15 protein-coding genes are annotated in these 22411 nt (G+C 47.7%); 3 read left to right on the forward strand and 12 right to left on the reverse strand.

Features of this window, described 5'->3' with window-relative positions:
- Window positions 1-7: 7 nt before the first annotated feature.
- Window positions 8-868, forward strand: coding sequence for a class I SAM-dependent methyltransferase (locus B5D48_RS05255; protein ID WP_023937148.1), 861 nt, complete (start codon window positions 8-10; stop codon window positions 866-868).
- A gap of 10 nt (window positions 869-878) precedes the next feature.
- Here the strand turns inward: B5D48_RS05255 and B5D48_RS05260 are convergent, their stop codons facing one another.
- From B5D48_RS05260 to clpP, 8 genes are all read right to left on the reverse strand, one after another.
- Window positions 879-3944 carry a serine hydrolase domain-containing protein gene (locus B5D48_RS05260; protein ID WP_023937149.1) on the reverse strand — a complete coding sequence of 1022 codons (3066 nt, stop codon included), beginning with the start codon at window positions 3942-3944 and terminating at the stop codon, window positions 879-881.
- A gap of 30 nt (window positions 3945-3974) precedes the next feature.
- A complete protein-coding gene (mutL, locus tag B5D48_RS05265; RefSeq protein WP_023937151.1) occupies window positions 3975-5918 on the reverse strand; it encodes a DNA mismatch repair endonuclease MutL in 1944 nt (647 codons plus the stop codon).
- A gap of 3 nt (window positions 5919-5921) precedes the next feature.
- On the reverse strand, window positions 5922-6185 hold the full coding sequence (locus tag B5D48_RS05270) for a hypothetical protein (RefSeq protein WP_023937153.1): 264 nt from the start codon (window positions 6183-6185) through the stop codon (window positions 5922-5924).
- Between the two features lie 17 nt (window positions 6186-6202).
- A complete protein-coding gene (locus B5D48_RS05275) occupies window positions 6203-8314 on the reverse strand; it encodes an OstA-like protein (RefSeq protein WP_023937155.1) in 2112 nt (703 codons plus the stop codon).
- A 6-nt stretch (window positions 8315-8320) separates the two neighbouring features.
- Window positions 8321-9709 (reverse strand): peptidylprolyl isomerase, encoded by a 1389-nt coding sequence (locus B5D48_RS05280; RefSeq protein WP_023937157.1) that lies wholly within the window; start codon window positions 9707-9709, stop codon window positions 8321-8323.
- 36 nt (window positions 9710-9745) lie between these two features.
- Window positions 9746-11926, reverse strand: a complete 2181-nt coding sequence (gene recQ / locus B5D48_RS05285; RefSeq protein WP_036887178.1) for a DNA helicase RecQ — start codon at window positions 11924-11926, stop codon at window positions 9746-9748.
- A 62-nt stretch (window positions 11927-11988) separates the two neighbouring features.
- Window positions 11989-13215, reverse strand: a complete 1227-nt coding sequence (gene clpX / locus B5D48_RS05290; RefSeq protein WP_023937160.1) for an ATP-dependent Clp protease ATP-binding subunit ClpX — start codon at window positions 13213-13215, stop codon at window positions 11989-11991.
- A 10-nt stretch (window positions 13216-13225) separates the two neighbouring features.
- A complete protein-coding gene (gene clpP, locus B5D48_RS05295; protein ID WP_023937162.1) occupies window positions 13226-13903 on the reverse strand; it encodes an ATP-dependent Clp endopeptidase proteolytic subunit ClpP in 678 nt (225 codons plus the stop codon).
- Between the two features lie 364 nt (window positions 13904-14267).
- Between clpP and B5D48_RS05300 the strand changes: the two genes are divergently transcribed.
- Both B5D48_RS05300 and B5D48_RS05310 read left to right on the forward strand, forming a co-directional pair.
- Complete coding sequence (locus B5D48_RS05300) at window positions 14268-14747, forward strand: Dps family protein (protein WP_042120223.1); 480 nt, start codon at window positions 14268-14270, stop codon at window positions 14745-14747.
- A gap of 623 nt (window positions 14748-15370) precedes the next feature.
- Window positions 15371-15856 (forward strand): HU family DNA-binding protein, encoded by a 486-nt coding sequence (locus B5D48_RS05310; RefSeq protein WP_023937169.1) that lies wholly within the window; start codon window positions 15371-15373, stop codon window positions 15854-15856.
- 78 nt (window positions 15857-15934) lie between these two features.
- Here the strand turns inward: B5D48_RS05310 and mnmE are convergent, their stop codons facing one another.
- From mnmE to B5D48_RS05330, 4 genes are read right to left on the reverse strand one after another with little or no spacing between them, the layout of a single operon-like run.
- On the reverse strand, window positions 15935-17335 hold the full coding sequence (mnmE, locus tag B5D48_RS05315) for a tRNA uridine-5-carboxymethylaminomethyl(34) synthesis GTPase MnmE (protein WP_023937171.1): 1401 nt from the start codon (window positions 17333-17335) through the stop codon (window positions 15935-15937).
- 7 nt (window positions 17336-17342) lie between these two features.
- Window positions 17343-19487: a tetratricopeptide repeat protein gene (locus B5D48_RS05320; protein WP_023937173.1), complete on the reverse strand. Its 2145-nt coding sequence runs from the start codon at window positions 19485-19487 to the stop codon at window positions 17343-17345.
- Between the two features lie 34 nt (window positions 19488-19521).
- On the reverse strand, window positions 19522-20958 hold the full coding sequence (rpoN, locus tag B5D48_RS05325; protein ID WP_023937174.1) for an RNA polymerase factor sigma-54: 1437 nt from the start codon (window positions 20956-20958) through the stop codon (window positions 19522-19524).
- Complete coding sequence (locus B5D48_RS05330; RefSeq protein ID WP_023937175.1) at window positions 20952-22274, reverse strand: UDP-N-acetylmuramoyl-tripeptide--D-alanyl-D-alanine ligase; 1323 nt, start codon at window positions 22272-22274, stop codon at window positions 20952-20954. The genes rpoN and B5D48_RS05330 overlap by 7 nt, the downstream gene beginning before the upstream one ends.
- Window positions 22275-22411 lie beyond the last annotated feature (137 nt).

The following is a 22411-nucleotide window of genomic DNA, read 5'->3' on the forward strand; positions in this document are numbered from 1 at the left end:
TCAATCTATGGAGATAAAAAGAAAGCTCTATTATCGTCTCTCTCCCAAGCTGAGAAGATATGTCAGGCGACTCTACTACCTACCTTATGATTTACTGCATCCCACCAAGGGAATGACACCTCCCAAAGGAGCCATCTTCGTAGGTCAGGGAGACTATCATAAACAAGGAGACCGGCAGAGAGAGGAATTAAAAGCCCACGCAGGACTTATTACTGAGTCTGATGTATTGGACATTGGCTGTGGCATCGGACGCTTGGCCGTTTCTCTAACATCTTACCTTGAGCCAAGTGGTAGTTATACCGGTTTCGATGTGGTAGAAGAGGGCATTGATTGGTGCCACAAGAATATCTCATCCAAGCACCACAATTTCAAATTCCTCCATGTCGATCTCAACAACGCTCTCTACAACAATACGCATAAGCAGGCTTGTGAGTTTCGTTTCCCTTTCCCCGATAATTCGTTCGATATTATTGCACTATACTCAGTCTTCACCCATATGCTTGAGGAAGATGTAGCACATTATCTCAAAGAAATTGGGAGAGTCTTACGGCCGGAAGGACACTGCTTGTGCAGTATGTTTATAATAGACGATGATTCTCTGGGAAAGATGAACCGGGGGGAAAGCGACATGAAATTCAATCAGCTTTCCGATGGCTTGTTTTACATAGACCAGAGCCTGAGAAAGGGCAATGTAGCTTTCCCAATAGATCATATTGCACCGTTGATCCAAACAGCAGATCTCAGTATTGCCAAATTCATACCCGGCAAATGGCGTACAGAATCCTCTTTAGCCGACCAAAAAGGAGATGAACTCTTCTCCGCAAGTAAATATCAGGATATAATAGTACTCTCTCGATCAGCAATCTAAAGCTTTTTTGTCACTGCTGTTCTAAAGCTTCATAACAAGCCTGATGAATACGCTGACGCACATTCAGCCTCATCAATGCAGTATGTGTCCGTGAGGGATAGCTGCGATTAGAAAGAAAAATAAAGATCAGGTCTTTTTTAGGATCCACCCAAAAACATGTACCGGTAAACCCAGTGTGTCCATAGGTGGACATGGAGGCCGCACCGGCGATATAGTTCAACTCCCGGGATCTCTGCCTATCGAATCCGAGGAAGCGATTGTGTCTGGGATCTTCTTTGGAGGTAAACTGCCGGAGAGTACTCTTGTTTATAATTTGCTTTCCCTGAGCTCTCCCTTCGTTCGCATAGAGCAATAACAGAGGAGCCAAATCCCGGGCACTACCAAACAAGCCGGCATTACCGGACACTCCTCCGAGGCAAGCTGCAGTCTCATCATCTACAACTCCCTTCAATACTTCTTTGCGAATAAAACGATCATCCTGTGCCGGAGCAATACGGCTCGTCGGCACCCCCTTGCGGATCGGATTAAAACACAAATGACTACCAATAGGACGATAGAGATATTTGCCCACAAACTCATCCAGAGATAACTTGCTCCGAGCCTCTATCATTTGCTGTATAAGGACAAAATTGAGATCACTATACCGATACCGTCCTCTGTTTTTGAGTTTGAGAGCCGCAATACGATCGAGCATCACATCCTTAAAGTCCCTGCTAATCCAAAGTCTGGAGGAGAACTGCCGATCAAAATTACCTCCTGGATTTTCGCTTATCCACAGAGGCTGAAAAGAAAAATCCGAATTGGCCCAAGAACGGTGAGCCACTTGTATATATCCGGAAGCATAAGAAGATGTCTTCAACGGTCCCTGATAGGAATTAGGATCTATCAGATCTTCATAGAAATTAAGACCAGAAAGTAAACCACTGGTATGCAGCAAAAGCTCTCGTAGCCTCAAACTGCCAACTGCCGTCTTTCTAAATCGAGGAAGGACATCCTCCACACGGGTAGAGAGAGAAAGTTTACCCTGATCTATCAACAGCATGACAGCCGGTGTAGTCGCAGCAGCTTTGGTTATGGAAGCAAGATCATAGATAATATTATGCCCCACGGGCTGCTCTTTATTGTCATAAGTGAGATGACCAAAATACCCCTCGTACAGAGGTTTCCCTCGATGTATTGCCAAGATCTGACAACCTGGGAATGCTTTTTCTTCAATCGCATGGCTTACGATCTCTTCTATCTTATGACGCAAGAGCTGCAACTTCTCTCGTGGTAATACAGATGGTAATAAATCGGAATTCGTCTCTCCTTCCATTCCTCCCTGTGGGACAATCTGATCCGGCTTCTCTTTTCCTTGTTGTCGCACCAATTCGATCGCGACAAGTATCTGCTGATAGAGGTTTTCATCTTCGGCACTCAACTTCAGAGCATAGGTATAAGCAGGCGACAACAGCTTCTCCGCAGCGGCTTGCATGGCCTCATCACAAGACTCGAAAGCATGCAGCAACACTGTCGGCAAAGCCTTCAGTTTCAGTGCTTCTTCAGCAAAAGGAGTAGTAAGGAAACATAATATCACCCGTTTGGAAGTCACAAGGCGATTCACGATAGAAGAAAAGGCAGACGGCTTGGAAGAACAAATGCTCACTATCACGGTCTGATAGGATTTGAGTTGCTCCAGTATACGATTGGTTTCGGCAGCCGAGGCCGTAGGATAGCAGATTTGTTTCTTTAGACCAGCACGCTGCAACTCAGCACCAAAACGATTGCTCTTAGATGCCCCCAGTTGCAAAAGAGCTACCCGATCATCTATCTCCAATGGTAACTTGTCGGCTCCTCTCTTGATCTCAATACTCTCTCTCCACAACTGTTTACAGAACTGCAACCCATAAGGGGAACGCACAAGGCCAGAGATCTCCTTGGATGAATATATATCGGGAATACCAGGAGTAATTAGCAAAGCGTACTTATAGGAAAGGATTTTGCGACAATGCAGCTCAATTTCCTTCTTGCTTAAAACACCAGAGGATACAGCTTGCATGAGTTCTCGTTGCACTTGCTTAGGATTAGTAGGTCCGAGAAGAATATCCGCCCCTGCCTGCACAGCCCGCACACTAATGGGATGCTCCCCAGGAGTCTGCATCCCCTGCATTTCCATAGCATCGGTAAAAATCAATCCACGGAAACCGAGTTGTCTAATCAATAGATCCGAAACGATAGCCGTACTCATGGAGGCCGGAGTCTGTGGATCTGTCTCCAACGCAGGTACCCTCAAATGACCGATCATCATTCCACCAAAACCTGCTTGCGTATAGGCTTGAAAAGGTACAATCTCCGTGGAAAATAAATCCTCCTTTGATCCGGAGATAAGAGGCAATGCCTTATGCGAATCGACATCGGTATTGCCATGACCAGGAAAGTGCTTGGCCACAGAAAGAATACCTCCATCTTCCAATCCGGCAGAAAAGATCAATCCATTCTCCAGCACCTTATCTATATCAGTACCGAAGCTGCGAGTCCCGATAACGGGATTTCGAGGATTATTATTGATGTCGAGTACTGGTGCAAAATCTATATGTATCCCCATCAGGCGACACTGCCGAGCCAATTCTCTCCCATACCAATATATGTAGCGTTTGTCTCGGATATGCCCCAAAGCCATAGCCTTGGGATAGCGAGGGGCATCTTTGAGCCTCATCCAAAGCCCATATTCACCATCCAGAGAAATGAGAAGAGGCAGATCGGCAACAGCCTGAAGCGACATATTCATGGCATATTGCTCAGACAATAGGCCCTTCTGGTAGAGTATCCCTCCTACCCCAATCTCCTTGACCAATGTTTGAGCTTGCAAGATAGATTGCTTATCTGTCTTGGGGTATATGATAGGCATGATGAGTTGCCCTATCTGTTGCTCCAGACTCATTTCTTTTATTCGGGCATTTACCCACGAATGCATCTCATGCTCATCCACACGGGAGAGTAACCGAGGCTTATATTCGATCGTGCGCTGACTCTCTCCCGACAAGGGAAAAAGCATAAGCAACAGCAAAGACAGAATGGATAAACAACTCTTTCTCATAGCATAGTTTATTTAAGCAGAGAAACCGCATCAACGCCCAAAACGGCTTTGAATCTCAGCTTCTTCTATAATCGAAACAATGAGTTTTCCCCCGGCTGTATAGGTCGCATCCGGCAAAGCAAATAAGTCCGAAAGGAGCTTCAAGGCCTCTTCTTCACAAAGTTGTCTGCCATAGGGCCAAGCCCTGAGGGAAGCTATCTTATGAGCAATAGCCTTGTAGACCTCCTCTTCTGCCGAACATAACACTCCGTCCAGATAGGCCTGTATGATCTCCGTAACAATGTCTCCGGCATCGGTGGCAATAATCAGGGGAGCTGCTGTAAGGGAATAGTTCTCTCCACAAGGAGACAAATCAAATCCGACTTTCCGCAGCTGCTCCAAAATAGGCGGAAGTTTAGCATGATCTGAAGTGGGGAATGAGAGTGTATCAGGGAAAAGGAGCTGTTGCTGCTCTATCTTTCCTCTCCGACATTGCTCAAGGAAATGATCGTAGAGGACACGCTCGTGCGCTCGATGATAATCCACCAAAGCCAGGCCTTCTGGCCGCGTCGTAATCAAATATCGATCTCCGTACAGATAGAAAGGACGAAGGGAGGGAGAAGAAGAAGTTGGGGGATCGAAAAGCTCCGAAGCAGCATTTGCCTGAGACATGCAAGTAATACTCGTATAGCGTCCTGCCGGGAATGGCATATCATACATCGGGTGAGACTGCTTGGCCGAATCCTTGGGCTGCTCCGGCGAATAGCTTTCGGAAGGATGGTGCTTACCTCTGATCTGCTTAAAAAGATCGGCCCAAGGAATATTACTTTCCTCCGACAAATCGGGGGAATTCTTGGTAGTAGTCCCCCTTGTGGCCGGCACATCAAAAGGATTATAGCTGGGATCAAGGTCTACCGCCGGGAGTGTCAGATCTCCTTTTTCAACCCCTCGATAAGGAGGGATGGAAATCGTATGCTGTGCCTCGAAATCTATTGTCGGAATTGCGTGAGCTGAAGCCAACCCCTCTCTGGTCAGGTTGTGCAAAAAGCGGAAAATACTCTGTTCATCTTCAAATTTAATTTCCGTCTTGGCTGGGTGAATATTGACATCAATAGATGCCGGATCCACTGTCAGGTAAATAAAGTAGTTCGGTTGTTCTCCAGGTCTGACAATTCCTTCGTAGGCACTAAGTACGGCTTTGTGGAAAAAAGCGTGTCTCATGAAGCGATTGTTCACAAAAAAGAATTGCTTGGCTCCTCGCTTACGAGCTCCCTCAGGCCTTCCTACAAAACCTTCTATCTTGAATATCGGTCCATCCAGAACTATCGAGATAAGATCTTTGTCGTATTTCTTGCCGAGTGTATCGATAATACGCAACTTCGTGCTACTCTTCTCTAAATTGTATATCTGCTGTCCATTGTGCTGGACCTCAAATGAGATCTCCGGGTGCACTAATACAATTCGCTCTATCTCCTGCAGGATATTCCGAAGCTCTGTATCGTTGCTTTTGAGGAACTTGCGCCGAGCAGGGATGTTGTAGAAGAGATTTTTGATGGAAAAGATACTCCCTACAGGGGCTGTACAAGGCTCGGAAGCAACCAACTCCGAACCTGATATACACAGCTTGATACCCAACTCCTCATCCTCCGGACGAGTAATCAACTCTACTTGAGATACTGCAGCGATCGAAGCCAGAGCTTCTCCTCTGAAACCTTTTGTATGCAAGGAAAAGAGATCCTCCACCTTGCTAATCTTCGATGTTGCATGGCGTTCAAAGGCCATACGGGCATCAGTAGCAGACATGCCGATCCCATTATCGATAACTCGGATGAGATCTCGCCCAGCCTCTGACAACTCAATCCTAACATGGGTAGCATGGGCATCCAGCGCATTCTCGACAAGCTCCTTGATCACCGAAGCTGGTCTTTGTATGACCTCCCCCGCTGCAATCTGGTTGGCAATACTGTCCGGAAGGAGATGGATAATGTCGCTCATTGTTCAGATGAAAATATTAAACTGGCGCAAGGCCACGACAACAGCAGCTGCAACAATCATGAGCAAGAGTAGCTTGATCACTTTTTGCAGGCGAGTGGAAGCATTCTCTCCTCTCTCTCTTTGGGAGCGCAGGTGACTGGTTCCCTGCACAAAACTGCCTCGGATACGTCTTTCAACATCACTGAGTGTCCTCGGAGTGTCTTGCTCTGCCAGAGGCTTAGCCTGTTCATCTACCCCCTCAGCAGGAAGTTCTCCTCTCTCAATCATTTCGGAGCGAATACGAGCTATTCGCTTTTCCAGTTCTTCCTTTTTGGGATCCCAATAGATGGGTTTATGGTTGAAAGACCTGGGTTTGCGAGGTCTGTAGAAACTTTGAAATAGAGCCATTGTGGATCTTTGTTAGCATTTTGATCTTGCCTTTCCTCCTCTTCCCTATTCATCGATGAGCGAAGAGGATAGAAGACAGTGGGATTATCGGTCTGCCGTTTGGTCTGCGTGGACGAAGAAGAGCCTATTGCAAGGTCTTCCCTCCTCTCGGCTTCTCCCTCTAGAGGGGCAGACGGGGGGATATCTCCCTGCAAGGAAGACAAACTATCCCTCTGCAAAAGTTTTAACTCCAATTGTCGATAAGCCAGCAATGCCGCATCTGCTCCTCTGAAACGACTCAGGTCTCTGAGTGACGGAGGTCGATACCTCTTCCCTTCTTTGGATCGAAAGATATCATCCGGGCCACTCGGCCTATCATCTCCTTTCCATCCAAAGCCGGGCAATCTCCTGAGAGCAGGATCGGTCAGCTTGATTGGATAGACTTTACCCCAAGAAGGTACCCACTTTACTTTCTGCAAAGAATCATTGGCAAAAGAAGCAAACATGCGGTCACTCTTCATCCTGTTCATGGCATAATACTGCTTAGTACCTTCCTTGGCAAAATAGAAAATACTCTCTACACTATCCAAGGCTTCCATAAAACGAGCAGTACTGTCCTGAAAGAATATATTGAGCTTCTGCGAAGAGAGCTGGTTGTACATCATCGTATCGATCTGCTGCATACCTATCACTCCACTTCTGGCCACAGCGGCTTCCAATGTGGAATCGGACAAATACACATGTATCGTGTCTGCAGACAGTTGATTCTCTTCACTCCAAAGAACCGGCCTACCAAACAAGCCGATAAGAGAATCAGCAGAGCTGTATTCCAACGAATCCGCCACAGCCTGAGCATCTCTACGCCAAGCTCGAACATTCCGATAGGCTCGGATAATATATCTATCCACTGTATCTTGCCGGCTAACAGCCTCCGGCGATACCCCGGGCTGTACAGGGAGCTGTGAGTCCGAAGGCTGTGTACTCTTCGTTAGTTCCTCGGAAGCAAACCAAGCATAGTATTCTTCGGACTTTTGTGGTCGTGGGATAGCAGGCCATTGCCTGTCCTTGTAGGATATCATTTCCAAAGTATCCGCTCCTACATGCAGAGTATCTGCACGAGAGTAATCTACGGCTCGAGCTCTCTCAGCAGCAAAAGCATACTCTCGCTTTTCATCGAAATAGCCGTACTGCCCATACAAATCAGCTCGGTGGGTTGTATCTATTAAATGCATACTACCGAAGACTTCTCCCCACTTTTGCTTGCTATCATAGTAGATGGAATCTCCAGTCATGCTCCGCCCACGAGAGTGAACAGTCGATCCATTCAATAATATCCCCACATCTTTCTGAGTATCATACACACCACGAGTAGTGACGATGCGCCCCGAATCGGAAACGATCGTTGTGGGCCCCAGCATAGTGGCAATATGAGATTTTGTACTGTAGTGGAGATTCTCTGTCTCCATCACAAAATTTTCATTCTCAAGCGATACGGCTTCTTGAAATTCGGCCTCCTCGGTACGCACATCATACTGACCATAGCCGGAAGAAAGAGTATTGACCGAATCTACGATTGTCCCTCCATTGAAATAATAAGCCAGTCCGACATTGCGGTCATAGTCCAGGCTGTCCGTATAGAGTGTAGCATGCCCATTGTCAAGGCTCACCTCATGTCTAAGACGAGCCAGACGCAAAAAACCATCATAATCTATATGCTTGGCATATATGTTTACAGTGTCTTCTTGAATATGTATACGACCAAATCCTTCAAATGAATTTGCACGCTCATTGAGATAAGCACTATCGCACTTCATCACGGCAATGCCGTGGCGAAACTTCACATTGCCGACCAAACGCTTGATGTCGGGTGAATAGTTGGCATCGTAGTTCAATAAATCGGCGTGCTCAAGAATGATACGTTTCTTCTCCGGCTCATTAGGTTTGGGCGACCAAGCCAGAAACCCGATGGCACACAGACAAAAAACTATCGCCAGAGGGACGAAGCCAAGAGAACGCTCCCGATGCGACATTCCCGTTTAATCGTTGTGATGAAGCCAACCCGGGTACTGAAACTCACAGTTTCTATACTCGGGATTCATATACACATAGGTCTCTTTTTGCTTTGTGCGTACCCACTCGTCCAGTACAGACTGGCGCTTCTTGCTCAGAGCCATTTCTTTGATGACCTGGAAATCGTTTACCAAATCGGCACGATGCCCCTCTTTCAAGGTCTTGAGCTTGACAATCACCACCTCTTTGTTGCCCTTTTTGGTTGTCACAACAATGGGTTGGGATATCTCACCTGGCTTCATTTTATAAATGTCCTTACCAAGGTCTTGTGGCAAATCCTCATATCTGAAAGAAGGAGAGCCAGAGAGTTCGCTATTCTCACTCGTATTGAGTAGTAAGCCTCCGTTGTTACGCGAGTCCTTATCCTCGGAGTAATCACGGACTGCATCCTCAAAAGAGATCTGCCCCTTATTTACCTCCATACGTAACGAATCCAGCTTGGCAACTGCCGCCTCCAGAGCCTGATCAGAGATTTGAGGACGAAGCAAAATCTGCCTGAAATTGATCAGATCGCCCTTCTTGTCAATAAGCTGCACGATATGATAGCCCTCCTCTGTTTTGATCACTTGAGAAACGTATCGATCCGTACTAGGCATATTGAAAACGACATTGGCAAAATCAGGATCAAGAGAAGCCCGACCTACATAGCCATACTCTCCACCTTGCAGGGCAGTCCGCTTGTCTTCGCTATACAGCCTTGCTAAAGTGGAAAATTCACTATTCCCTTTGCTTACCTCGGATGCAAATCCACGTAGCTTATCCTTGATTGCGTCGATCTCGGCCAAAGCAATCTCCGGCTTAATGCTGATGGCCTGTACCTCCACACTGGTGGGGATATACGGCAAACTGTCAACTGGTGTACTTTGCACAAACGAACGAATTTCCGAAGGAGAGACCTTTACGTTCTGTGCTATCTTGTATTGCATCTGCCGTACAATCTCACTGTTGCGCGCTATGCGCCTTTGGTCTTCCCTTATTTGCGAATACTTCTTGTTGAAGTACTCCTCCATCTTCTCCCGTGTACCATAATAGTTAGACACGGCATTGTTAAGCCAAGTCTCCACATAGCGGTTCACCTGAGCGTCATCGACCTGTATACTGTCTATCTTGGCCTGATTCAGGAAGAGCTTCTGCACAGCTATCTGCTCGGGGATATAACAATCGTAATTCCCGGCCAGCTTATGCCCCTCACTCATCAGATAGAGCTTTTGGTTTTCCACATCCGATTTGAGGATAGGTTCGTCCCCTACCATCCATATAACTTCATCAATCACATTCTTTTGGCCGAACAGACCAGATACAGGCGACAGGGCTAAGGCCACGGCCAACAGTGTACGAGAAAATTTCTTTTGCATGGTATGGGATGTTTGCTCTGTATTACTTGGTATAAATCAATTGGCCAAATCGGAGAGGAACTTTACCCTCAGTAGTCGTATTTCGTCCTCGCTATATTCATCACCCAACTCTTCCTGAGCGGCTTCGAGAGAATCCGAAGTCGATTCTTTGAAGTAGTCATAAATGTCACTGACATGGTCGGGGTCCATAGCCTCTTCGATAAAGTAGTCGATGTTGAGGTGCGTACCAGAGTAGACAATCGCCTCTATCTCGGAGAGCAATTCATCGAACTCCAATCCGTGGCTCATGGCTATATCGTCCAAAGCCACCTTACGGTCTATCTGCTGCACAATAGCAACTTTCATCTTCGACTTATTGGCCAGCGTTTTCACTCGAAGGTCTTCAGGACGTTCTATGTCATTATCTTCAACGTGCCGCTTAATCAAATCCAAAAATTCCTGCCCGTATCTCTTGGCTTTGCCGGCTCCCACTCCCGGGATCTTCTGCAGCTCCTCCATGGTCACAGGATAGAATGTAGCCATAGCCTCCATACTGACATCCTGAAAGACAACATAGGGGGGCACTTTGTGGCGAGATCCGATCTTCTTGCGCAGATCTTTCATCATGGAGAATAGCACCGGGTCTACCGCACCACCCGATCCGCCACCCGAAGTACGTGGCACAGCACTCTCGCTGTCTTCCTCTTCATCCTCACTGGGGATCTGGAAGCTAACCGGTTTCTTGAGATATTTCTTACCCTTCGGAGTCTCTTTGAGCAGGCCATAATTCTCTATATCCTTACTTAAATATCCTTCGATCAGGGCTTGTCTGATCACACTATTGAGAGTCTCTTCGGATTCTTTCTCACACACACCGAAGCTTTCCAGCTGATCATGCTTAAACGATTCCACCTCGGCAGAGTTTTCTCCGCGAAGTATCTTGATTACGTAATCCGTTTTGAACTTGCTTTTGAGTTCCTGGACGGCCTCCAACACGCTCACTAATAACTCCTTTGCTTCCACCTGTTTTACCGGCATCAAACAATTATCACAACTGCCGCAGTTATCTTTCTCGTACTCCTCTCCGAAGTAGTGCAAGAGCAACTTGCGACGACAAACTCTCGATTCGGCATAAGCTGCCGTCTCAATCAATAATTGCCTGCCAATCTCCTGCTCGCTGATGGGTTTGCCTTTCATGAATTTCTCCAGCTTGGCAAGATCTTTCTTACTATAGAAAGCCAGACAAATACCCTCACCCCCATCTCGCCCGGCTCTGCCGGTTTCCTGATAGTATCCCTCCAGACTCTTAGGCATATCGTAGTGAATCACGTAGCGCACGTCCGGCTTATCGATACCCATACCGAAAGCAATTGTCGCTACAATCACATCGGCACGCTCTTCCAGAAAAGCATCCTGGTTTTCCGCCCTCTCTTTGGGATCCATACCCGCATGGTAAGGGAGAGCGCTAATCCCATTGGCCTGCAAAATTTGGGCAAAGGTAGTAACCTTATTCCTACTCATGCAATACACAATTCCACTTTTCCCGGGCATGGAGAGGATAAATTTGACCACTTCCCGATCTACATTTTCATTCTTGGGTTTTACCTGATAAAATAAGTTCGGGCGGTTGAATGAACTCTTGAATATCGTCGGAGAATTAAGGCCCAAATTCTTCTGTATATCGTGCTGCACCTTGGGGGTGGCCGTAGCCGTGAGAGCAATCACAGGGCGAGGAGATATTTCGTTGATAATAGGCCGAATACGCCTGTACTCTGGTCTAAAGTCATGCCCCCATTCCGAAATACAGTGAGCCTCATCGACTGCATAAAAAGAGACATGCACAGTCCGCAGAAAGGCTATATTCTCTTCCTTATTGAGCGATTCGGGGGCTACATACAACAGCTTGGTAATGCCGGCTCGGATGTCTTGCCGCACCCGCTCTATCTGTACCTTGGTAAGAGAAGAGTTTAGAAAATGTGCTATACCGTCATCACTACTCACATAACGTATAGCATCGACTTGATTCTTCATCAAGGCAATTAGGGGAGATACTACGATGGCCGTACCCGGCAAGATAAGAGCCGGCAGTTGGTAGCAAAGGCTCTTGCCTCCTCCCGTAGGCATCCGAACAAAGGTATCCTTCCCCTCCAATACGTTTCGTATGATAGCTTCTTGGTTACCCTTGAATGTATCGAAGCCGAAATACTCTTTCAGTTTAAGAGTTAAGTCGTCCACCATAGATAGATCATAATGTTGATTACAGGTATAGTCGCTGTTGTTTGTTGGCAAGGGCCAAACTCCTACTTCTTGTTTCGCAAATATTCTTTTTCGGCAAAAGCACGTGTTACGGTCAGTTGCTTCTGGTCTTCACCGGGCAGGTTAAACATCGCGTCAAGCATGATTGTCTCCACAATAGCTCGGAGTCCTCTGGCACCCAACTTCTCTTCTATGGCCTTATCTACAATAAAATCCAAGGCTTCGTCTTTGAATTTGAGTGTGATCCCGTCCATCTCGAACAACTTGGTGTACTGTCTGGTGATAGCATTCTTCGGTTCGGTGAGAATCCGTTTGAGAGTATCTCTATCCAGTGGATCGAGGTAAGACAAAATGGGAAGACGCCCGATAATCTCAGGGATCAATCCATAGCTCTTCAGGTCTTGATGGGTGACATACTGCAGCATATCCTCCGGCTTAATCTGCTTGACATTCTGACTGGAAGTATAGCCTACGACCCTTGTATTGAGGCGTCTGGCAATACGCTTCTCTATCCCATCGAAAGCTCCGGCACAGACAAAGAGTATCTGCTTGGTGTTTACGGCTATGAGCTTCTGTTCGGGGTGCTTACGTCCTCCTTCGGGTGGCACATTTACCACAGAGCCTTCAAGCAATTTCAACAAACCTTGCTGCACACCCTCTCCGCTGACATCTCGGGTAATAGAGGGGTTATCGCTTTTGCGAGCGATCTTGTCTATCTCATCAATAAACACAATCCCTCGCTCGGCCTTGGAGACATTATAGTCCGAAGCCTGCAACAGCCGTGTGATGATGCTTTCTATATCTTCTCCTACATAACCGGCTTCGGTGAGCACTGTGGCATCCACGATAGTAAAAGGCACCTTGAGCATCCGGGCAATAGTGCGAGCCAGCAAGGTCTTACCCGTACCAGTAGGGCCGAGCAGTATCACATTGCTCTTCTCTATCTCCGTCTCATTCTCATCTCCCTGCTGCAAAAGCCGCTTATAATGGTTATATACGGCAACGGACAAGTATCGCTTGGCTGCATCCTGCCCCACGACATAGAGATCCAAAAAGGCCTTGATCTCTTTCGGCTTGGGTAATGGGGTTTCGTTGAGGGTCTCGAGTGTCTTATCCGATTGGCGGATCATGTCTCGGCTCACCTCGACAGCCCTCATGGCACAATCTGAACAAATAGACCCACTCAGGCCTCTCAACAAGAGAGAGGTCTGACTTTCGGGTGCTCCACAAAAGTCGCAATGCCCCTCCTGGGGCTTATTATTTTTGCTCATACACCGAAGCCTATTTCCGCTGCTTGGTCAAAATCTTGTCTATCATGCCATAGCTGAGAGCTTCTTCGGCTGTCATCCAATAGTCACGGTCGCTGTCTCGCTCCACATCCTCTATCTTCTTGCCGGAGTGAGTGGAGATAATTGTGTACAACTCTTTCTTCACTCGCAATATCTCACGGGCTGCAATCTCCAGATCGCTGGCCTGACCGCTCATACCCCCCAATGGCTGATGAATCATTACCCGAGAGTGCGGCAAAGCAAACCGCTTGCCTTTCTCTCCTGCCACCAGCAATACGGAGGCCATGGAGGCTGCCATACCGGTACATATGGTAGAGATTTCACTACCTATGTATTGCATGGTGTCGTAGATGCCATAGCCGGCATAGACCGATCCTCCCGGAGAATTGATATATATGGAAATATCTTTCCCAGGATCACTGCTATCCAAATAGAGCAACTGTGCCTGAATTACGTTGGCGGCATAGTCATCTATCTGCGTCCCAAGAAAGATAATACGGTCCATCATCAAACGAGAGAAGACATCCATCTGAGCAACGTTGAGTTGTCGTTCCTCCATAATCGTAGGAGAGATATAGCTGCTCTGTACCTTGAGATAGTCGTCCAAGCCGGTACTGCTCATGCGCAGATGACCGGTGGCATATTTTCTGAAATCGTCTTTTGTATTCATTATTATTTTTCTGCGTTGTGCTGCTGTAGTAAGTAGTATATATAGGATAAGAAGGAGGATAGCTGCAAAGACCGCCCTGCCTCAAAACCAGCAGAACTCGGATCAGGCCAATCGCCCTACCCAAACAAAGGTAGAAAATTTATGCACCCCTGCCTATACTTTTTATCCTGCCATTGTTCCTAGCATTTGGAGAGTGAGCAAGAAACACATACGACTTCCGCAATGCCTCGACGATAAGAGATCATCACAGGGGCTACTCCAAAATATAGATTTCGTCTATTCTACCATAGGATAAAACAGTTCCTCATCATAGTTTTTCACCATACATTTGCCCACAGATAACCAAACAAAAAAAAGAATGATTATGAATAAGAACATCCTTTCCATCACAGGATTGAACCCCAACGGTTTGAAAGAAACAGTCGTAGGCTTGGAAACCTTGCTGGCTTCCTACCAAGTTTATTACAATAATCTCCGTGGCTATCATTGGCACGTACGTGGGCCTCTCTTTTATGAATTGCACGCCCAGTTCGAGAAATGGTACGATGCCACGGCCGAGAAAATCGATGAGATAGCAGAGCGGCTCCTGCAATTGGAAGTCTCTCCGGAGAACAGAATGAGCATCCTCATTGGTCAAAGCAAAATCAAAGAGACAAGCAAAATGACCGACCCTGCGCAGATTTTGCCCGAAATACTCGACAACTACAAGCTATTGATGGCTCTCGAAAGGGAAACATTACGGGCTGCAGCCGAGGCCGGCGATGAAGTTACCGTTGCTCTGATGGGTAATTTTCTGGCTGAGCAGGAAAAGGAAATTTGGATGCTCACGGCCTATCTGAACTAAGCTACTGAAACAATCTTGAGGAGTTCATGCGATGGCCTCACAAATAGAGGCGTGTGTATCTGCAAATAACCCTGTGTGCCATTAACCTTGCATTAGATCTCCTCCCTCTCTGCCTTTCCTCGTAAAGGCGCAAAAATCCCCTCGAAGACGTCTTGCTGGCATCTTTGAGGGGATTTTATCTTTCTCGCTCAATCACCTTTGCCGGCCAAGAGATCTACTTACACTTGAAATCTAAGGATTTTGCTTGACCTCAAATATCAACAAATACGAATGTGAGCTGGGGATTTTTCTCGGGTAAGGCGACGAAGATTCTCGGGCAAGGTGATGAGGATTCTTAGGAAAGCTGAGAGAGCTTATCGAGCAAGGCGATGAGGTTTCTCGGGCAAAGCGATGAATATTCTCGGGCAAGGTGATGAGGCTTCTTAGGAAAGCCGATAGAGCTTATCGAGCAAGGCGACGAGGCTTCTCGGGCAAAGCGATAAATATTCTCGGGCAAGGAGAAAAATTTTCCTGGGCAAGAAAATTTATTTCCGTGCGCAAGAAAAAATATTTCTCTGCGCACGAAAATTCAGCTAACTTAGCAGAGATTTATAACACTTTGTTTAACAGTAAATTATATCATCATGATTAAAATCAAAGCAGTTGAGCGTAAAGTCGGTTTTGGCAAGACCAACAAGACGCTTTGGTACCCCGCAATCCATTTGCATTCGGATGTGACGTTCGAGGAGTTTATCGAACTCGTGGCGGACGAGACAACAGTCTCTTCGGCTGATGTTAAGGCGGTGTTTGACCGTGCCGCGAAGGTGCTTATCCGTCTGCTTCAGGACGGCAAAAGCGTCGATTGCGGCGACATGGGCACTTATCGCCCCAGCATCACGGCGAAGACCGGTTCGGGCGTCGATAGTGCCGAGAAGGTCGGCGTCGAGCTCGTGGACAAGGCCAAGGTCATCTATACGCCTCGCGTGAAGGTTAAGACGGCTCTCAAGGGCGTTCGCCTGGAGCGTGCCGAGCGTGTACTGGATGTCGCCTACAATTCCTTGGGCAAGAAAAAAGAAAACAATGGCGGTGGCTCTTCGCCCTCCGACGACAATGGACAAATTGGGGCGTAAAACGCTTATTTCGTTACATTAAAAAAGAAGAAAATCGCCAATTACTCCCCGTATAATCATTTTATGCGGGGAGTTGTCTTATTTGCCGATACAGAAGTGAGAAAATATATGGTGAAGGACAGTGTCCGAACCAATGCGACGACCGCTGATCTCCTCTATACTGTCGATACAAGCCCTGAGATCCGGACTAAGGAAATCCGAGCTAATGCCATCCTCAAGCCCCTGAACAACACGACGAAGTGCTTCGGCTGCATTCAACAATGCCTGATAATGCCTCGTGTTACTCACAATAATGTCATTGCTTCCCTCAGGGAGTTGCGCCAATTGCAGCAACTCTTGTTTCAGAAGTTCTATCCCCTCTCCTTTTTTAGCCGCTAAGCAGATCCTTTTCATCGAGCGCAACTCCTCGGGAAGCAGATCTTCGGCCGGAGTCGCCAAATCGCTCTTGTTAAGTAGGAGCAAGACGGGAGTCTCTCCGGCTGCACGGCAAAGCCTATTCGTCTCTTCCCGATCCAATTGGCTCAAATATCGCCCATCCAGCACATAGAGGATGATATTTGCTTCGGAAATAGCAGCAAAAGACCGCTCGATACCAATCTGCTCTATCTTATCCTCAGTAGAACGAATACCGGCCGTATCGACGAGCCGAAAAAGGATGCCCCCTATGCGCAAGCTATCCTCCACTGTATCTCTGGTGGTACCGGCCGTATCGCTTACAATAGCTCGATCCCTGCCGAGCAAGGCGTTGAGCAGAGTAGACTTACCAGCGTTGGCAGGCCCAACAATCGCCACAGCGACCCCTTCCTTCACTGCATTTCCGGCCGAGTAGGTCGTAATAAGCTGCTCTATACGCTGCAAAGTGGAGGAGCATAGCTCAATAAGAGTAGAACGATCCGCAAACTCGACATCTTCTTCGGAAAAATCCAACTCCAACTCCAAAAGGGCAGTCAGCTCGATCAACTTGTCTGCCAAGGCGTTGAATGCGGCACTATAAGAGCCATCGGCCTGCTTACGAGCCAAGCGAAGTGCCTGTGCAGACCGAGCTGAAATAATGTCCGCAACAGCTTCGGCCTGAGACAAGTCCAGACGACCATTGAGAAAAGCTCGCTTGCTAAACTCTCCCGGCTCAGCCATGCGACAACCGTTGCCAATCAACAAACGAAGGAGTTGTTCCTGTATATAAAGAGAGCCATGACAGGCCAACTCCACGGTATCTTCACCGGTGAAAGAATGGGGAGAACGAAAAAGAGTCGCAACTACATCGTCTAAAACTTCCCCTCCCTCATATCTGACACTTCCGTAACCGGAGCGGTATGCCGGCCATTCATGCAGCTGTTTACCCCCAACAGACCGAAACAAACGATCTACAATGGATATTGCTTCGGGGCCACTGACACGCAATACCGCCAAACCGCCCTCACCCGCAGGAGTGGCAATGGCACATATCGTATCTTGATTTACAAGGTGTAGCGAATCCATGGAATAATTATTCGTTGAATAGTTGTGCCATACTGTCTACATATAAGGCTTGTAAATCCGGAGAGATCCCGGCCTGAGCCAAATCGGCCGTATCATTCCGGTATGCTTTGATCAGATCTCTCAATCCATGATCTCCGTAGAGAGAAACAGCCTTACGGTAGTGCTCAAGAGCTTGCACTCGATCCGAAGCGACAGCATAGCAATGCCCCAAATTCAATTCATCGGAAGCCAGCACGGATCCTCCACCGCAGATCTGTTGATAGATTGCCCGTGCCTCCTCGTAGCGAGCTGTTGAGAAATAACACCAAGCCAGCGGGCGAAGCATCTGCAGGTCTTCTCTACCAGTCAGATCTCGATACTGCAAATAGAGCTCTATTGCTCTGGGATATTGCTTCTGCTCCATAAGCAAGGCAGCAGCTACCAGACAGGCCCGCTTGTCTCCTCCCTCTTGAGTAGCCAGTTGCAGGTACAGCTCCACGGCCTTCTCGGTCCGCCCCATTGCTCCGGCACAGAACGCCATTTGTTTGAGAAGCCAGCTCCCCGGTTCGCTCTCGGAGAGAATATCGGCCCTATTGTAGGCCTTGAGAGCTCGTGAGGGATTGCCGGAGAGTTGATAGGCATAGCCGAGTTGCTCGTACAACTCTCTGGATGGCTCTGTCTGAACGGCTTTCCGTAAGAAAGGGATAGCAGCAGCACAACGCCCCAGAGAGAGCAATTTGCGGCCGAATAGAGCCTGTGTTTTATCCGGAGATAGATATTTGTTCAGCACTTCCGGCACAGAAAAGTCCTTGGCAAACACATCATAGAAACTTGCCCTACGTGAGAACAACTTGTGAAAGCGATACAGATTCTCGACATATCGCTTTATTGTATTGGAAAGCTTCTCCCCTGTCGCTGCCTTATTCTCTCGCTTGAATTCATTGATTTGTTCCTGCATTTCTCTCATATCGAAGCCCATTTGAGCCAGAGCCATGCTGCGACTCTCTTGTGGCATCAATTTGAGAGTGAAAAGGAGAGAAAAGATATCCGAATCACAAAGCATGTAGGGTAATACGAGAGCCGCATCGGAGAGAGCCGAAGTTTGTTGCAAAAGGGCTTTTACCTGAGGATCCTCCGGAGAGAAGGGGCGAAACCAATTATGCAAATCCGAAAAGAAAGGCATGGCCTTGAGGTGACGAAAAGATCCAAAGACCACATCAGCCCCTTCTGCCTGTAAATCGGAAATCCGCCTCATCTTATCCTCTATACCGGACTCACGCATCTTGCGCATCCACTCGGGATCAGAGGCTGCCTTTTCGAACAGTCGCTCCAAATCTTGCTGCATCCCCGAGGACTTACCTTCAGACCATATTTTCTGCATAGCCGGCAAAAGCTCCTCCTGTAGCTCTTGAGTTAGCCGTTCTGTATGTTGTGCACGGAAAAGCCGGATATAGAGCTGCTCCAAAACAGCTCCCAAGGGAAAGCTCTCTTGAGCCACATCCAAGTGAATTTTAATCACAGGCTCAAAAAGCCGGGTATGGAGCGGATAGGTCTCTAACACCAACACTAACTCAACGAGAGCACGCACACGATTGTCGTATTCAAGGTGAGGATTTTGGATAAGCTCAAGCAAGAAGGTCACATCTCCCGTATGCCACCAAGTCCTCAAACCTAAACCAAGAGCAGAAATCAACATCGGCTTGAGAGAGGTCGGAGCTGCGATAATAGCATCCTGCTCCTCGGGAGTAAGACCATAGGCCGTCCAGATTCTAAAGAAAATGGTCTTGAGTAATTCCTCATACTGAGCTGGCTGGCGAGAGTTGTCCTGCAGGAGAGAAAACAAGCCGGAAAGACTTTCATCCGAAAAACCCTTGCGAATCCGTACAGTTTCGTAGTACTGAGCACTGTCTGAAACGATAGCTATACTACGATGCAGTTCATCACAAAGCTCCAGAAGCTGCAAGCGCAAGTTCGCAAGTATCCGGTCTCGATCAGGATCGGGCGCACCTGAGACAAAAAACTCCAGCATATGTCTATAAACATCTGCCGATCTATCAAGCCGAGGCAGCAAGGAGGGTTGCTCTGCCGTCAGGACTTCTCTCAATAGCTCTATAGCTTCGGTGATTCGTTTCTTTTCTATGAGCTTGTATATGTCTTGTCTACGATCATTCATGGTCTACAAAGGTACAAAGTCAAACACTTCCCTTTCAGAGAATCTCCCTGCGCATACGACCGGTGGGAAATCCCAATCGTTGTCTGTACTTGGCCACCGTACGTCTGGCTATTCGATAACCTTTATCCTCCAACAAGCGAGTCAGAGCCTGATCCGACAACGGATGCCTCTTATCCTCTTTCTCGATAAGAGTTTTCAGAGCTGCCATGACCTCCATATTCGAGATCTCATCGCCCTCATCAGTAGTCATCGCTGAGGAGAAAAAATGCTTGAGAGAGAAAATGCCAAAGTCCGTCTCAACATACTTGCCGGAGACAATTCGAGAAATTGTACTAACGTCGAAACCAGCAAGATCGGCCACATCTTTCAGTATCATGGGCTTGAGGTCGGATATTTCTCCCGATCGAAAATAGTCGGCTTGGAGGGATACGATCGTCCGCATCGTATTGAGCAGAGTCTCCTGTCGCATACGTATCGCCTCGATAAACCATTTCGCTCGCTCCATTTTGTGCTTGACAAAGAGCAGCGTCTCTCTGCGTTCCCTACTTCTATTCCCAGCCGAAGCCTTGTAGTCTCTGGCCATATCTACGTATTCGGGGTTTATTTTCAATACGGGCAATTCTCTCGTGCCCGGCATGGAGACAGAAAAAACGCCATTGTCCTCAGTTACGACAAAATCCGGCCGTATTTGCTGCATTTCTTCGACAGAATCGAATGCCAGAGCATTCCCAGGTTTGGGGTTTAAGCGAACAATCAGTCGTGAGGCTTCGGCTAACTCTTCGGGGGAAATATCCAACAGAGAGGTCAGGCGATCGAAATGCTTATTGGCAAAATCATCGAAATAATCCCGGATGATGACCAAAGCAAGATCACGTTTGGGATCCGGCGGTATTCTCTGCAACTGTAATAGCATACATTCACGCAAATCCGCAGCAGCAATGCCCGGAGGATCGAGCGTCTTGATCAAATCTATCACAGAGGCAAGTTCTTCGGGCGAAGCACTAATGCCGGTATTGAAAATCAAATCGTCCGAAAGATCAACGGCCGAACGACGCAAATAACCATCGGAATCTATGCTACCGATCACGAAAGGAGCAATACTGCGCTGCCTATCGGTGAGGGGCAATAGCTCCAGCTGACCGAGCAACTGTTGGGAAGCTGTCTCGGCCGAAGCAGCAAAAGGAATATTGTCGTTCCGGGCTTCCCTATCCTGTATCTGCCGGAGCTTATAACCAGGAATGTCGTCCTCGTTGCGATAATCATCCAAGGAAAGATCTTCTTCATTGACATCCTGTTCCGAACTCTCTCTCCCCGGTATCGAATCTTCCAGCTCAAGAGCGGGATTGTCCTCTATCTCTTTCTTGATACGCAGCTCTAACTCCTGCATCGGCAATTCCAGCAACTTTATCTGCTGTATTTGTCGTGCCGAGAGCGATTGCTCCAACTGCTGCTGCAAACGATTTTTCAGCATAGAGGTAGGATTTGCTCCAAATGGATACCATGAGATCCCTTGATCAACACCAAGCTATCCCGCAGAGGCTCTTGCTCCAAACGCAGGGTCAACTCTTTTACTGAAGGATAAAGCTCCAATGGCAATTTCTCGAACAAATTCGCTTGAGCAGCTGCCTGTCCGAAAAGAGATCCGACAAGACAAATGCGACTATACACGCCTGTCGCTATCTTGCCCAAGACCTCAATATGCTCGGATAGGCTCTCGCTACCCAATTCTCTCATATCCCCCAGAATAAGAACCTTGGGTTGCTTGCCACGCATCTGTTGCATATTGGCAATGGCCAAGCTCATACTCACAGGGTTGGCATTATAGGCATCCACCACTAAGGTATTGTACTGGGTACAGGTCAGTTGGGAGCGGTTGTTCTGAGGTTTGTAGTCTTCCAATGCTCGAAGAATACCCGCCGTGGCCACATCGAAGTAGCGACCGACAGCCACCGCTGCCAAGGCATTAGGCAAATTGTAGTCACCAACCAGCTGTGTAGAGATATCGTGAGGGATAGCGACTTGCTTCCAGCGGAAACTAAGTGTATAGGGTTTGGCGCGAATGATATTGCCATAAAAAGTGGCCGAAGTGAAGGTACCATAGGTAACCTGCCGAAGGTCATGAGCCAACTCGACCAAAACAGGATCATCCGAGAAAACAAAAGCAATACCGTTGTGCTCACGCAAATAATCCATCAATTCTCCCTTGGTTCGTTTCACTCCCTCGACGGAGCCAAAGCCCTCCAGATGAGCCTTACCGACATTGGTGATCAATCCGTAGTCGGGAGCTGCTATCTCGACCAACTCCCGAATATCTCCGGGATGAGAAGCTCCCATTTCTATCACCGCAATTTGATGCTTCGGTTGCAACCGAAGCAGGGTGAGCGGTACTCCGATGTGGTTGTTCAGATTTCCTTCCGTAGAAAGGACATTATAGGCCTGACGCAATACAGCTGTAACAAGCTCCTTGGTCGTTGTTTTGCCATTGGTACCGGTAATTCCCAATACTGGCAAACCCAATTCCCTGCGGTGATGTGCGGCCAATTGCTGCAAACAGAGTAGACAATCCGATACCAAAATATAACGCTCCGCATCCTCGGGAGGGATGACGGCTGGGTCGTCCACTACTGCATAAGCTGCACCCGATTGCAGGGCAGCCGCAGCAAACTTATTACCATCGAAGTGCTCCCCTTTTAACGCAAAAAACAGACTGTCGGTACTAACCTGACGACTGTCTGTACAGACTTCCGGATGCGCAAGGAAATGACTATAAAGTTGAGTGATATTCATAAGAAGCTTTGCTTGCATCCCTTCACAAGGCGAAGGGCCTTTTTACCTTAAACGAGACCGTCACATGGGCCATCAAAAAGGCTATTTCAGCTGTTTTTGGCCATTTTTTCAGACTGCAGTAACCGCAAAGCTCTTAG

The organism is Porphyromonas crevioricanis (assembly GCF_900167225.1).
Taxonomy (GTDB): Bacteria; Bacteroidota; Bacteroidia; order Bacteroidales; family Porphyromonadaceae; genus Porphyromonas; species Porphyromonas crevioricanis.